This is a genomic window from Hahella sp. HNIBRBA332, from assembly GCF_030719035.1.
GTDB lineage: Bacteria > Pseudomonadota > Gammaproteobacteria > Pseudomonadales > Oleiphilaceae > Hahella.
Genome location: NZ_CP132203.1, coordinates 2022230 through 2035525, shown reverse-complemented (window position 1 = coordinate 2035525; position 13296 = coordinate 2022230). Strand labels below are relative to the sequence as shown.

Here is a 13296-nt window from a genome sequence, read left to right as displayed (position 1 = left end):
GATGAAAATCTCCTACCTTACCTTTTACCTTCTGGTGTTTCCGGCGATCCTTTGCCTCTTCTCTCTGTGTAGAAGAGTCGCGCCCGGCTACGCCAGGCTATCCGTCGCCTTTGCTTCAATGCTGTTTCTCGCCATTGCAGACCTGGTTTCATTTGGCATTTTGTTAGCTGTGGTTTTGATCAACTACCACTTGATTCGAGGCATGGAAATCTCCCCTCATCGCAAACGCCTGTACAAGCTGATCGGAGTCGCGCTGAGCCTGACCCCCCTCATCTTTTATAAACTGCTTGGCGGAACAGTCTACTTTGATGGAGAGCTGGCCCAGTCTCTCCTGCTTCCACTAGGCCTTGCGTTCTATTCGCTGCAACAGGTCACCGCAATTGTCGACTCCGCCAACGGGCAGGTAAAGCCAATCCAGACTGTCGATTACCTGTTCTTCTCTTTTTTCTTCGCCACGCTTACCTCTGGCCCTATCATCACCTACAAAGACATGATGGGGCAGCTGCAGCAAACCAGTTCGTCGTCTATTTCTTCCTATAACATTGATTTGGGCGTCAGCCTGTTCATTCTTGGCTTCGCGAAGAAAACGCTGATCGCAGACCCCATCGAGAGCATGACCAGCGCGCTATTGCAGGTTAGCAATATCAACCCGGAAACCTATTATTCCATCTCAGAACTTTTATACATTTTCTGGGGCGGCATGCTGAGTTTTTATTTTGTGTTCTCGGCGTATTCAGATATGGCCATTGGCATCGCTCTGCTATTCGGCGTTCGCCTGCCCGTCAATTTCAATTCGCCTCTCAAAGCCAAAACGCCTCAGCAATATGTCATGTCCTGGCACATGAGTTTCATGGCGTTTGTCAGGCAGTATGTATTTCAGCCGGTTTATCTACTGTTAAAAAGGGCGCCGATTAAGGACCTCAATACACGCTACCTGGCGGCCTGGGCCGGCGCCGTATTTTGCTCTTTTGGCGTGGTGGGCGTTTGGCATGCGCCGGATATCGTAACCGTGGCCATCAGCCTGTGCGTCGCCATTACTATTGTGGGCGTTGAGTCCTCATCGCTTCTATTTAGAAGACGCAAGCCCGCCTCAGTTCGCACGCCAAGCCTCCTCTCCAGAGCCATTTTGCTGATCTTTATCTGCCTCTGCGCCATGAAGTTCACCCATCCTGACTTTGAGATCGTGCAGTCCTTCACCAATATGCTTACTCATAACCCAACCCTTTTCGTGTCAGACAGACTCGATTTCTTATCAGGTTATCTCCACGGCGCGTGGATCGAGTACTACAGTTTTTTTCCAACTCTCACAACGGTCAATCGCTATGAAATAACACAACCGATGCTATCGCCGGACCTCAGCATGCTGCATATACTGGTCGTCACGTTCATTACGTTTTATTTTCCAAACTCCATGCAGATATTTGGCCTGTTAGAGGAAAACGAAGAGGAAGCTATAAAAACGCGTTGGAACAATCGTATGCGCACCGCCATCGCCGCGGGCGTATTGCTGTGCGTATCCCTATCCTTCGCCAATAACGGCTCCAGCTTCAGCTATGGCGGATAACCAGTGACCCGTTATATCAAGTGTATCGTCGGTGTCCTTGTCCTCTGTTACGCCGTGGTTCTTCCAGTAAATATTTTTATGGACCCACTGGGTCTGGGCTGGGTGACCGAGGTCGCGAATGAACCCGCGGTCTACGATGAGATTAATACGCGACTTGTTTTTGAAGAAATAAAAACAGCGCTTGCGGAAACCTCCGCCACCAAAGTGCTGATAGGATCGTCCCGCGTAATGAGAGGCTTCGACACCTGCGCTCTTAACGCTGTGCTTAATATCGGCGTCAGCAGCATTACCTCAACCCAAACTGAGTACCTTGTCGATTATGCGGTAAACCTGAACAAGTTTGACGCCATTTTTGTGGAAGCCTTGCCATACACGCCACCAGAAAAGATTCTATCTGCACAGAAAGACCTTATCGCCAAGCTGATCAGCCTGAGGACATTTTTCATTTCTTCTGAGGCCTTGTTGGGCCAGTTCAAGCCGAAATCTCAGGCCAAGTTTGACTGTAGCCACCCTGGCGCCGCTGGCCCCTACTTCACGGAAGTAAGCACGTTTGACAAAAGGGTATACCGGCAATATCGTAACATTTCACGACATACAACCAACATTGCGCTGGCGGTCAAGCGCATACAAAGCAAGGCCACCGCCCAAACTAATGTGATTCTTTTTATTCCACCGGTGCATCCTGATCTTCTAAACCCAGATGAGGTCAACCAGTTGATTGCAGATATTGAACGTGAACTAGGAGAGCAAAATAGCCTGGTGTCCTATTCGGAGATATACGACCGCGAGTTTCTGAATGAACCCAAGTTATGGCAGGACGCTAATCACTTCAGCCCGGAATTGGGCGCCTACTACCTACAACATCTCGTGCAAGTCAGCGATTCAGGAGATAAACACCCTATGCGCGACCACGACAGCACTAAAATTAACTAGACTTGTTCTAACTATCATTTGGACCCGCTCACGCACGCCAAGCCAGCAAGCGCCATATGGACATCCTTGTATTTCCAAAGCAGACGTCAAGTCCGCGTGCTCGACGTATTTTATGCGCCTTTTTCATCGCGATGTCGCTAGGCGCTCTCCCCCCTGTTATCCATGCTCAGGAAACTATCTCCATCGCCACTGGCGAATATGTTCCCTGGGTGTCTCAGAAAGGTCCCCATAACGGCTTTATCGGGCATATCATTACTGAGGCCTTTAAACGCCAGGGCATTGACGTCAGGTTTGAGTATTATCTATGGGCGCGCAGTTACGAACAGGCGCGTCAGGGTCTGCACAACGCCGCTTCCTATTGGGTATGCAGCGAGGAACGACAGAAGGACTTCTATTGCAGCGACCCTCTGGCCCAGGAAGACATCGTCTTTTTTCACTTGAAAACCACACCGCTGGACGACTGGAACTCCCTGGACGACCTCCGCTTGTACAGCATTGGCGCCACAATAGGTTATACCTATACGAAAGAGTTTTGGGCTGCGGCGGACTCAGGCCTGCTGCGGGTAAGCACCGTTCCAGAAGATGAGCAGAACTTCAACATGCTGGCGTTGGGCCGCATCGACTTATGCTTGATGGGTCCGGTCGCAGGCATGACATTGCTGCGCCTGAAGTTTCCCAAAGCGATCAGAGAGTCCATCACATACAACCCCAAACCGCTCGTCACCACCCGTCTGAGCTTGCTGTTCCCCCGAATTCATAAGGATTCGATGCGCCTGATGTTGATGTTCAATGAGGGACTCAAGCAGGTCCGCGCAGAGGGACTCTATGACCGCTATATGGCGGATCTGCTGGCTGGGAAGTATGATCCGAAAAAATAGGGAACCTCTGAAAAACGTTGGCGAGGCCGCCAGTGCAAGGAAAAAGTCGGCGAAAAAGCGCAGTTTATCGTGAATAAATGAGCATTTTGAGCCGACTTTTGACGCCGCAGGTAGTTTTTCAGTGGCTCCCTAGCGGATCAGCCCTGTCTGTAGCGGATATCCCTGTAGAACTCGCGGGAATCCTCATCAATTTCGTCACCCGCCGCAAACAGCGTTTCCTGTTCTGGCTCCGTCAACGGCGCCTCTACATAAGCGCTTGATGCGGAATGAAATCGAGTCGTACAGATCATCCACTCCTGACTCTGGTTCTTCAGAAATCCCCGCCCTTGATGGGCGCCGCAAAGCCAGCGCTGGCAATCGCTGCAGGCGTTAAAATACTCGCTGTTGTTGTTCATGGCGAAAAACACCATATTTTCCAACGCCTCACCATAGGCCATCGCCAGATAGGCCGCGCGGTTTTCCGCGCAACCGCCAGTTCCCCAGTCTGTTTTATTCAATTCATCCATGTTGTAGCCGACATAGCAGCGGCCAGTGACCACAGATACCGCGTAGCACATAGTGAAACCGCTTTTAGTGGTGTTCGCCTCCCGCAGACGACGCTTATACATACGCTGGGTGATCGCTTCGATGATTTGCTTGTGGGTTTTAGCCATGGGACACACTCCTTGCAGTCAAATGGGTTGCTCCACCGGCGTCAACGAAACAGCATGAGCCGATTATCAATATAGGCGTGAATGAACAGGCGAAACCTTTATAAAAAGATCATATTTTGTACAAGCCCACTATCCATACCGTAATAACTACGATTCGCCTGGCCAACGCCGCCCGGCCCCGCGCCGATGGACTATACTTCCCCAAAACAAGAACAATCCGGAAAGATAAAAGCAGGAAGCATCATGAACACTTCATTCACGTTTGACCTTGCGCTCGAATTCTGGTTTTTAGCCCCGTTGGCGGCCATTATCTCCCTGGTGCAAACTTCTTGGTTCAGTAACCTCATACAACGCGTAACCCAGCAAGAGGAAACGCCTGCCTCAACTCCGCTACCCGTCATGCGCATCGCCGACGCCAACGAACGTAAGCCCGCAAACAGAATCAGAATATGCCCCCAATGCGGCGCACAGATGGTCAGCCGCCGAATCAAAAAAGGCCCCAGCGCCGGCCGCGAATTCTTCAGCTGCAGCGCCTCTCCGAAATGCACGGGCGTGCGGGCGGCTTGATAGAAAAGACAGTTAGGCGATTGGGGCCTTAATGAGCCCCTCACTGACCCGGCATTTTTATCACAAATTGCGTGTGATTTTGCTCGAAGTTGGCGGCGATGCGGTAGCCGTAGAGAGGCGAGCCAAGCCTGCATATTTGACAACCTGTTACATTACCTTTTTTGACTTTTAGTGTTCAGTCGTAAGTTATTTAACGGTTTTTTTGTCCTCCAAGGGTTTTCCCCTATCCTCTTTGCTTGATTGACGACAACCCCTTCCGGAAGAAAAAATCTTGCCCCTCAATCTTCTCCAATTAGGTTCATCTTTAGGGAATAAGGAAAATGGCAGACGTTTATATCGCTAAACAAGGCGACCCGATCAGGGCAATGGCAAATGATTTCCCCGCAAACAACTCTATGACCATGCAGCAGCGTATGGACTATGTTATGGAGTTCAACAAAGATTTAATTAAAACGCCCACCTTTCCTAGAAACGACTTAGTGATTCTGAATCAGGACGTTCACTGCAACCCTATTCTAAGAAACGAATACCAGTCTCTAAGAACTCAACTACAGTGCATGCCTGATGCTGCGTTTAATGGCATAGCAGAGTTAGGTGGTAATGAGTCAATAATCCTAATCCAAGCCATTATGGAGTTTTTGAAAGATCAAGACTGGTATAGCCACGCAGGAGATCTTAATACATTTGGCGGAGCCGGATTAGGCGCCACAGCCACCAGAACAGAAGGTTTCGTCAAAGCACTTAACGAAATTGAAGTGTTATTAGAACAATACGGAAAAGCGCCCAACTTACAAAAAGCCAAGCTTAAGACGCAGATCAACAATGCGTATAAGGAACTTAACCAACGTTTTGGCAATATCATGCAGCGGTACATTGGAAAAGCTTCTGCAAACCATGCCCGCCATCCTGCGTATAGTTCGAGACGCGCCATGAAATTGGCAAGCCGCGGCCGATATATGACCCTTACAGGTTCAACTCAAGGCAGACAAATAACCTCCGGCCTGAAAGCATTAAACTATGTTGGAAAAGGTTTAGTTTTTCTCGACCTTGGACTCCGAGCCAGAAACATATATCTTGCAGACAACCGATATCGACAAACGATGATGGAGGCGGCCGGTTTTGGCGCTTCATTTTATGTTGGTTACATAGGCGGCTTATATGCCCTCAGCCTCGCCCTCGGCCCACTAGGCTGGATTATAGCTATTATTGTGATTGGGGCAGCTGCTGTATCGTTGGACTATATGGCAAAATATGCAGCTGGTAACACATACGACTTTGTTGATATGCAGTTTCAGAATTACCGAAACGTACCAAGGCTACAGCACATTGCACCTGGCTTTTAATATCAATATAGAACTTTTTGTAGTTTAATAACAAGGCGGATATATTCGCCTATTCGGCGACAACCCGCGCATGACAGGAGGACACATATTGTCTGACGCCTCACATGAGCTGCTCCTCAGCCCAAACCCACTATGGCATTACTATTGGGTATTTTGGATGTTGGTGCTATTTTCCGTGCTGCTCATTCAGCTGCCACTGGCCTACGTCGCTGTGGTCAGGCCTTTCGACAAGAAGTTTGAAATGAAAAACATCATTCTTGAGAGGGGCATTTTCTATGGCAGCTTTGTTGTCCGCCTGACCAATTACGTTCACGGGATTGTATTTGAGCCTTATCGCGGCAAGCTTTCCAACCCGATCGCCAAGAGGCTCATTGATGGCAAGTTTGAATATCAGGACAGGCTGTACGAAAAGAGAATTAATATGCGATCCTCCGCCAATTCCCTTCAAATAGCTCTGAGCTATATTCTGATCGCCAGCACCATCGTGATGATCGTCGGCGTGATTCCCCTGATCATCCATAATTTCATACTCTACCCGGAGTTTGCGGCCGCGCGGGGTGGATAAAGCTCCACAACCCTCAAGACTTCCTTCGTTACTCTATGTTTAACAGGTCTCGCATGAGTAATTAACATGGCAATGATATTTTAATATCCAGACGCGTGAATGCGGCGGCAGGCTTCGGGAGACAGAGCCTGACCTGTGCAGGCCCTGTCGTTGCAGACAAATAGACGGGAACTATTTGTCTACCTGATTAATATAAATCCACGCTGGTTGTGAGACGCCAAAAGCTGCCGCACATTTTGACAGGAGTACACATATTGGCTGACGCCCCGACCGAGCTGCTTCTCAGCCCAAACCCAATATGGCACTACTATTGGGTATTTTGGGGGCTGGTTTTATTTTCAATATTATTAGTCCAGCTTCCTGTCGCCTATTTCACGCTCGTCAGGCCCTTCGATAAAAAGTTTGAGATTAAACATTACACGCTGGAAAAAGGAATTTTCTATGTCAGCTTTTTGATGCGGCTTTTCAATTACGTGGCGGGGATATTAGTGCAGCCCTATAAAGACAGGCCTTTGAAAGGTCTCGCGCAACGATTTGTCAATGGACGTCTCAGCTATCAGGAACGTGTCTACAAGAAGACCGTTAACTTTCGCGCCCATGCCTCCGGGTTTCAAATCGCGCTGTGCTATCTCATGCTGGTCAGCACAGTCATATTGTTTGTAGGAACAATCCCCTTGCTCATACATGACTTTATTCTCTACCCTGACTTCGCCGCAGCACGAAATAGCTAACCTTTTTACCGTATTGAGTCACAGAAATTGCCCACGTCGCCCCCAGAGTTCTTGTTAAGCCCCAACGTCTATTGGCATTACGGGCTGCTTATCTGGGCGCTGGTCATGTTCTCAATTTTGCTTATTCAGTTGCCTGTGGCTTATTTCTCCATCGTCAGGCCTTTCGATAAGAAGTTTGAGATTCAGGAGTTCACGCTAGAGAAAGGCATCTTCTATGTCAGTTTCCTGATTCGACTATTCAACTATGTATCAGGCATTTTGCTGCAGCCTTACAAAGGCAGGCCTCTTAAAGGGCTTGCCAAAAGGTTTGTGGATGGACGGTTCAATTACCAAAAAAGCGTTTACAGGAAGACCATTAACTTTCGCGCTCACGCTTCAAGATTTCAAATCTGTCTCTGTTATGTTTTGGTTGTCAGCACTGTCATTATGTTTGGCGGGCTGATTCCATTACTCATCCATAACTTTATTCTCTACCCGGAGTTCGCCTCGGCGCACGGAGGATAAGACTCTTGCGCCCCGGCGGCGCGTCCTACTTACCCGGCATTTTCATCACAAATTGCGTGTGGTTTTGTTCTGAGTTGGCGGCGATGCAGCCGCCGTGGGCTTCTACGATGGATTTGACGATGGCCAGTCCCAGACCGGCGCCTTCGTCGGTGCGGCAGCGGGAGTCGTCGACGCGGTAGAAGCGGTCGAACACACGGGACAAGTGTTCCGGCGGTATGCCGGGGCCGGGGTTGGCGACGCTGACCACGGCGAAGCCGGGAGTGTCGCACAGGGATACGGACACGGTCCCGCCTTCGGGAGTGTGGCGGATGGCGTTGGATAGCAGATTGCTGACGGCGCGACGCAGCATCATGCGGTCTCCCCGCACTTTGCGGCAACGTCCCTTGAGAGTCAGCGATACGCCCTGGGCTTCCGCCCAGGCTTCGAAGTAGTCAAACAGGTCCTGCACTTCCTGGCGTAGGCTTACTTTTTCCGGCGACAAACGACCTAAACCGCTCTCCGTGCGCGCCAGCAACAGCATGTCGTCGATCATTTTGGAGATGCGCTCGAACTCCTCCAGACCGGAATAAAGCACCTCACGATATTCCTCCACGCCCCGCCCTTTGCTCAGAGCCACCTGAGTTTGCGTCATCAGGTTGGTGACGGGGGTGCGCAATTCATGAGCGATATCCGCCGCGAAATTGGACAGGCGCTGATAGGACGTTTCCACGCGTTGCATCATGTCATTGAAAGAGGCGGCCAGTTCCACCAGTTCGATCGGCGCGGCATCCAGTTCCAATCGGACGTGCAGCCGGTCCGAGGAGACCCCGCGAATACGGTTGCTGACTCGCCGCAGCGGCGCCAGCCCCCTGCCTACCCCCACCCACACGCCACATATTCCCACCAGCGCCGCCAATAAAGTGGACGCCCATAAGGTATGGCGATAGCTTTTCATGAATTTCCGGTGAGCGCTGATTTCAAGCGCCAACGTCACCAGATAGTAAGAGGACGGCGCGGCTTCCGGCGCGCTCAACTTCAAGCGGACGCCACGGTACAGATTCTGCCCGTCCCGCCACATGCGCAAGTTGTCCGCAGTAATCACCGTGAACACTTCCAGATCCCCCGGCGACCCTCTGCCCCGAAATTCAGGGGACGCGTATAAAACTTCACTGGAGGACTTGCTGAGTTTGCAGATTACGCCAAGACGGTCAGGCAGGGCGCGATCCAGCTTGCGCTGCAACATGTCGATATCTTCGGCGGGCCAATGCTGAAACAGGATATCCTCCACCACGGCCGCCGCTTCCTTCAGCACGGCGCTGTCCTGCTCCATGAAATGCTGGTCGATGGTGCGTTCGATCAGCCAACCGAACACCAGAAACACCGCCAGGATGGCTATCCCCACCAGCGCAGTGATGCGCACCGCGAGAGGCAATGGCCGTTTAGTGGAGCTCATTGCGCACATCCAGCCGATAGCCCATGCCCCGCACGGTCTGGATCAATTTAATTTCATGGCCGTCGTCCACTTTCATACGCAGGCGCCGCACCGCCACGTCAATGACATTGGTGTCGCTGTCGAAATTCATATCCCACACCTGAGAGGCGATCAGTGAACGTGGCAGCACTTCCCCCTGACGCCGCACGAACAGCTCCAGCAAGGTGAATTCTTTCGTGGTCAGCTGAATATCCGCATCCCCGCGACGGGCGCTGCGGCGGGAAATATCCAAGGTCAGATCGCCCACGCTCAGTTGATTGCCGCTTAAAGGCGCGAGCCCTCGCCGCAGAATATTGCGCACGCGCGCAAGCAGTTCAGAGAAGGCGAACGGCTTCACCAGATAATCATCGGCGCCGGATTCAAGTCCCTGCACCCGGTCCGACACGCTGTCGCGGGCGGTCAGAAACAGCACCGGGGTGGCGTTGCCCCCTTCCCGCAAGGAGGCGAGCAGACGCCAGCCATCCAGATCCGGCAACATGATATCCATCACGATCAAATCAAACTGTTCAGTCATGGCCAAATGCCGGCCATCCAGGCCATTGGCGGCGGTATCGACGACAAAGCCCGCTTCCGTCAGGCCTTTCCGCAGGTATTCCCTGGTTTTCGCTTCGTCTTCCACGACCAGCAGTTTCATGTTGCGCCTCCGGGCTGCATAGGGTTGTCGCATAGGGACATGTGAGAGGAATCAAGCCGCGCGTGCGGGCGCGGCGGCGCAAAGATAACCCGTGGCGCCGTGCGTAAAGATGACGGCCGCATTACGACCCTGTAACCCATGCGTCATGCCTCCGTCAGCGCCGACGCGACATAGTGTCGCCATCCTTTTCGAATTACCGGCGCAGCCGGCCTGTTGCGAGGGAGTTGCTGGCAGCGGAAACCAAAAGGATTCGGATTAAGCCGGGCCAAGCCCGTAGCGAAAAATACTGTCCGTAAAGGTTTAACGAAATACACACCCTGTAACTGGAGAATTGAAACGATGAAAGCCAAAGCAATGATTTTAGCGACCCTGATGGCGTCCAGCTTCACCCTGACTGCGAATGCAGCCGAGAATGAAGGCGGCGGTTACCTGTGGGAAAAGAAAGCAGAGCAGAAAGAGCAAGCCGCCGCCAAATCAGGCTACTCCACCGCCAGCCAAATGGGCCACACGGCGGTGCAGCACAAGCGCTGGTTATTTGACGACGCCCCCAGCCAAGACACGCAGTCTTAATACTCTTTTTAACATCCTTAGCATCAAGAGCGATTAGACATCACACAACGGTTCCACCTGAGATGTCCACTCAGTCGGGGGCTTCCCGCCCCCTTTTTTCAAGCCGTAGATAGCTTTCTTTTTAAAACTAGCCGCCGGACGGCGCAGTGGTCGTCGCCAGTTTTTTGGTCAAATCCTGCAACGCCTCCGCCGCGATAATAAGCGGCGCATGCAGCCCCGACATCATTAGCCTGAATTCCTCCAACGTGAAGTCGTCCCCTTCTTCCAGCTGCTCCTTGATCAGTTGCAACATAGGCAGCAGTGAGATTTGCAGACTGGTCAGATGGAGCCCTCCTCGCCCTTCGCGAATCGCTCTCTTGTGTTCCCGAATAATCTCGGTCCAGGGGGTATTGCAGGCGAGGTCCTTGATGGCTTGCAACGCGTCTTCCTCTGACGCTGGAGTCGTCTCTGGCGGCTCCCAGGACGAGTGGGTCAGAGTGGAAGAATTATAACTTTTAGTAAAAATATTCAATTTTTCCAATGCATTAGAAGATATATTTAAGGTCAGCTCTAATATTCGTGGCGACAGCACAGAGCCACCAGGGCGCGTCACAATACGGCCGCCAACGTCCTCTTCCAGCTTCCAGGCCAGCCAAGGGCCCTGGGCGACCTGTCTGGCCGCCACTTCACGCAGAACGGGATTACCGGCCAGCATGGCAGGGCAATCCAGCAACGCTCTCCAGCTGGCGCTGAGCATAGGCGGAAAGCTCACTCCTTGCAGTGAAGCGGATGGCGATTCCCCTTTGAGCGCAGCCAGTGTCAGCCTCAACGCCTGAATGTCCGGATTATCAACGCCAATCATCCCGGCGGTGTTGTGTATCACCGTCTCCAGCAAGTCCTGATTGGGACTCGGGCTCAAAAGCAACAAGTGGGCGGCGAACAGACCAAAGAGCGGATTAAAGAACTTGTCCTGCAACAGCGCATTCATTTCCTCCCGGGTGATGGCCTGCCGTCCCTGCAGCAATGCATAGCGCGCAATCTCAGTGAGCCTTAAATACCGTCGCAGCTCGTAATGAGGCAAGCCCATTCCCGAAGGCGTCATCAACATGGCCCGTTCGCTGAAGTCCTGATAGCCAAAAGCGCCCTGGTCAGGAAGGTGAAAATAGGCCTGACTGCGCCAGCCCGTTACAACATAAAAAGGAGTCAAAACCGTCTCGTCTTTCTCATCCTGATAGCCCAGCAGGTAGTAGCCGGCTTTCAGCTTCAGGTTAACGGCGGTCAGTCCCAGTTCCGGCAGATAGATTTCTTTGCGGCGAAAGTCAGCGAGCTGATTGCCCATGGCGTCCCGTAGCTGCAGTCGATCCATGGCGGCGCGCAAACGGTCCGCACTCCGCCCTTCGTCGCCATCGTGAATCGCGTCCTGACGCAGGCTCAGCAATAGCCCGCCGTCCCACCCCAGTCCTACTTCCTCCGGTTCACTCTCAACCAGATCAAACAGCGCCAACTGTTGACGCTTGATCCAATCTTCGCCCTCCTGCACCGGCGCGGGGTTGGCGAAGTCGATGGTGTCCAGAGGCACGGTCAGCGTCTCCGCCTCCGGCTCTACCAGGAACAGCGATTCCGTGCGTCCTCCGCCAGCCTGCGCGCGCGCCTTGTACAGTCCCGGCGCCAGGTCCACTGTCAATGCGCCAAACCCGTTGGCGACCACCTGAAACGCGCTGTTCACCACTTCGATCTCGCCCTGGCGGTCGGCGATATTGACGGTAACGGATGCTTTAGAGTTCGACATCGTCACCTCCGGTTTCAAATTTCTGTTGAATCCCCGCCCCGCCGGTCGCCATCAACAAAGAAACCGGCAGCGGCAGCTCAAACTCGCCATCGACGACAGGAATGACTAATTCCTCGCTGTCGTCGCCTCCTGACTGCGCCTCTCGCTTAACTTTTACCTGATCTCCCATCAGAGTAAGTTCGGCAATCACTTCAAACTGGCCGTTAACGATTCTGACTCTCTCTCCTTGAGTCCAGTTCTTTACCTTGAAGCGTTGCGACTTCAATTTACCGGCCTTACGCTGAAAGTAGATTTCGCCATTGGACGGAATCACCACCTCCGGCGGGTCCGCCGGACTCCCTTCGCAAAGTATGCGCCACTGACTTTCCAGATAATTCTTCACCGCCTGGGAAGGCACCTCTGTTTTTCCCCACTCCGCATGCTCCAACGCATCCAGAAAGGCGTGAGTCAGCAGTCCGTGCACTTCGCCATTGCGGGCGGCGATGGCCCGCTCCTGGGCCTTGCCTCCTCGCGGAGCCCCGTACAGTTCAAACAGCCTTGGCGCGACGCTGGCGCCAATATTGGTGGGTTGCGGCAGGGGGGGCGGCATAGGACGTTGCGTCAACTTGGCGTCACGGCAGCAGTCCATGATGAGCACAATTTCAGAAAACAGCCCCTGATCCTTGGTCCATTGCGCAAAATAGGTGCCGTAAATATTCCAGCTTTCTATCGGACTGCTATTGCCTACGAATAACGCAGCGTGGGCTTCGCGGCGGTATTTCTCACAAAATCCGTGCCCGGAGAAATACAGATAAAGCCGGCTGTCGCGATACACATAGCCGCTGCGATCCGGCTTGCTGACCAGTTTGAGGAACTTCTTGAAAAAATCCTGGAACAGGGGCGGCATGGCGCTATCGTCACCCTCATTCCTCGTTGTCAGATCAGCCAGCGTCATGCCGGTTTCATCGGATACGATTTCTATGACCTGAGTCGCTGGCACATCGCCGCCGGAAGGCGACGTCAGCCAGCTACGCATCAGTTCAACGTCACGAACCGGGCCCTGCAGGTCAGGCAGGCGGTCAGGGTCCGCGTATCGGCTGATGCCCACCAGAATAGCGTAGTCATTGCTGGCCATG

Annotated in this window: 14 protein-coding genes; 9 read left to right on the top strand and 5 right to left on the bottom strand. The window is 52.6% G+C overall.

Annotated features, from left to right (window positions below; all coding sequences use genetic code 11):
* Position 1: 1 nt before the first annotated feature.
* The 3 genes from O5O45_RS09405 (at position 2) to O5O45_RS09395 (ending at position 3375) form a co-directional block, all read left to right on the top strand.
* Positions 2-1564 (top strand): MBOAT family O-acyltransferase, encoded by a 1563-nt coding sequence (locus O5O45_RS09405; protein ID WP_305904957.1) that lies wholly within the window; start codon positions 2-4, stop codon positions 1562-1564.
* A 78-nt stretch (positions 1565-1642) separates the two neighbouring features.
* Positions 1643-2497, top strand: a complete 855-nt coding sequence (locus O5O45_RS09400) for a hypothetical protein (protein ID WP_305904956.1) — start codon at positions 1643-1645, stop codon at positions 2495-2497.
* Positions 2498-2553: 56 nt separating this feature from the next.
* Positions 2554-3375 carry a substrate-binding periplasmic protein gene (locus O5O45_RS09395; RefSeq protein WP_305904955.1) on the top strand — a complete coding sequence of 274 codons (822 nt, stop codon included), beginning with the start codon at positions 2554-2556 and terminating at the stop codon, positions 3373-3375.
* A 137-nt stretch (positions 3376-3512) separates the two neighbouring features.
* Here the strand turns inward: O5O45_RS09395 and O5O45_RS09390 are convergent, their stop codons facing one another.
* Entirely contained in the window at positions 3513-4028 is a 516-nt protein-coding gene (locus tag O5O45_RS09390) for a hypothetical protein (RefSeq protein ID WP_305904954.1), read from the bottom strand.
* 243 nt (positions 4029-4271) lie between these two features.
* Here O5O45_RS09390 and O5O45_RS09385 point away from each other — a divergent pair, with 243 nt between their 5' ends.
* From O5O45_RS09385 to O5O45_RS09365, 5 genes are all read left to right on the top strand, one after another.
* Positions 4272-4595, top strand: coding sequence for a topoisomerase DNA-binding C4 zinc finger domain-containing protein (locus O5O45_RS09385; protein WP_305904953.1), 324 nt, complete (start codon positions 4272-4274; stop codon positions 4593-4595).
* Between the two features lie 320 nt (positions 4596-4915).
* The gene (locus O5O45_RS09380; RefSeq protein WP_305904952.1) at positions 4916-5938 is read left to right on the top strand and encodes a hypothetical protein; all 1023 of its coding nucleotides are present in this window, start codon (positions 4916-4918) and stop codon (positions 5936-5938) included.
* An 88-nt stretch (positions 5939-6026) separates the two neighbouring features.
* On the top strand, positions 6027-6503 hold the full coding sequence (locus O5O45_RS09375; RefSeq protein ID WP_305904951.1) for a hypothetical protein: 477 nt from the start codon (positions 6027-6029) through the stop codon (positions 6501-6503).
* A gap of 254 nt (positions 6504-6757) precedes the next feature.
* Positions 6758-7234 (top strand): hypothetical protein, encoded by a 477-nt coding sequence (locus O5O45_RS09370; RefSeq protein ID WP_305904950.1) that lies wholly within the window; start codon positions 6758-6760, stop codon positions 7232-7234.
* A 105-nt stretch (positions 7235-7339) separates the two neighbouring features.
* The gene (locus O5O45_RS09365; protein WP_305904949.1) at positions 7340-7738 is read left to right on the top strand and encodes a hypothetical protein; all 399 of its coding nucleotides are present in this window, start codon (positions 7340-7342) and stop codon (positions 7736-7738) included.
* 25 nt (positions 7739-7763) lie between these two features.
* On the opposite strand, the gene O5O45_RS09360 is transcribed toward O5O45_RS09365, so the two are convergent.
* Both O5O45_RS09360 and O5O45_RS09355 read right to left on the bottom strand, forming a co-directional pair.
* Positions 7764-9170 carry a heavy metal sensor histidine kinase gene (locus O5O45_RS09360; RefSeq protein WP_305904948.1) on the bottom strand — a complete coding sequence of 469 codons (1407 nt, stop codon included), beginning with the start codon at positions 9168-9170 and terminating at the stop codon, positions 7764-7766.
* Entirely contained in the window at positions 9157-9843 is a 687-nt protein-coding gene (locus O5O45_RS09355) for a heavy metal response regulator transcription factor (RefSeq protein ID WP_305904947.1), read from the bottom strand. The genes O5O45_RS09360 and O5O45_RS09355 overlap by 14 nt, the downstream gene beginning before the upstream one ends.
* A gap of 339 nt (positions 9844-10182) precedes the next feature.
* On the opposite strand from O5O45_RS09355, the gene O5O45_RS09350 reads away from it, so the two are divergent.
* Positions 10183-10413 (top strand): hypothetical protein, encoded by a 231-nt coding sequence (locus O5O45_RS09350; protein WP_305904946.1) that lies wholly within the window; start codon positions 10183-10185, stop codon positions 10411-10413.
* Positions 10414-10540: 127 nt separating this feature from the next.
* Here O5O45_RS09350 and O5O45_RS09345 read toward each other — a convergent pair whose 3' ends face one another.
* Both O5O45_RS09345 and O5O45_RS09340 read right to left on the bottom strand, forming a co-directional pair.
* The gene (locus O5O45_RS09345; protein WP_305904945.1) at positions 10541-12181 is read right to left on the bottom strand and encodes a hypothetical protein; all 1641 of its coding nucleotides are present in this window, start codon (positions 12179-12181) and stop codon (positions 10541-10543) included.
* The gene (locus tag O5O45_RS09340; RefSeq protein ID WP_305904944.1) at positions 12168-13295 is read right to left on the bottom strand and encodes a caspase family protein; all 1128 of its coding nucleotides are present in this window, start codon (positions 13293-13295) and stop codon (positions 12168-12170) included. Before O5O45_RS09340 ends, O5O45_RS09345 begins: the two co-directional genes overlap by 14 nt.
* Position 13296: the final 1 nt, after the last annotated feature.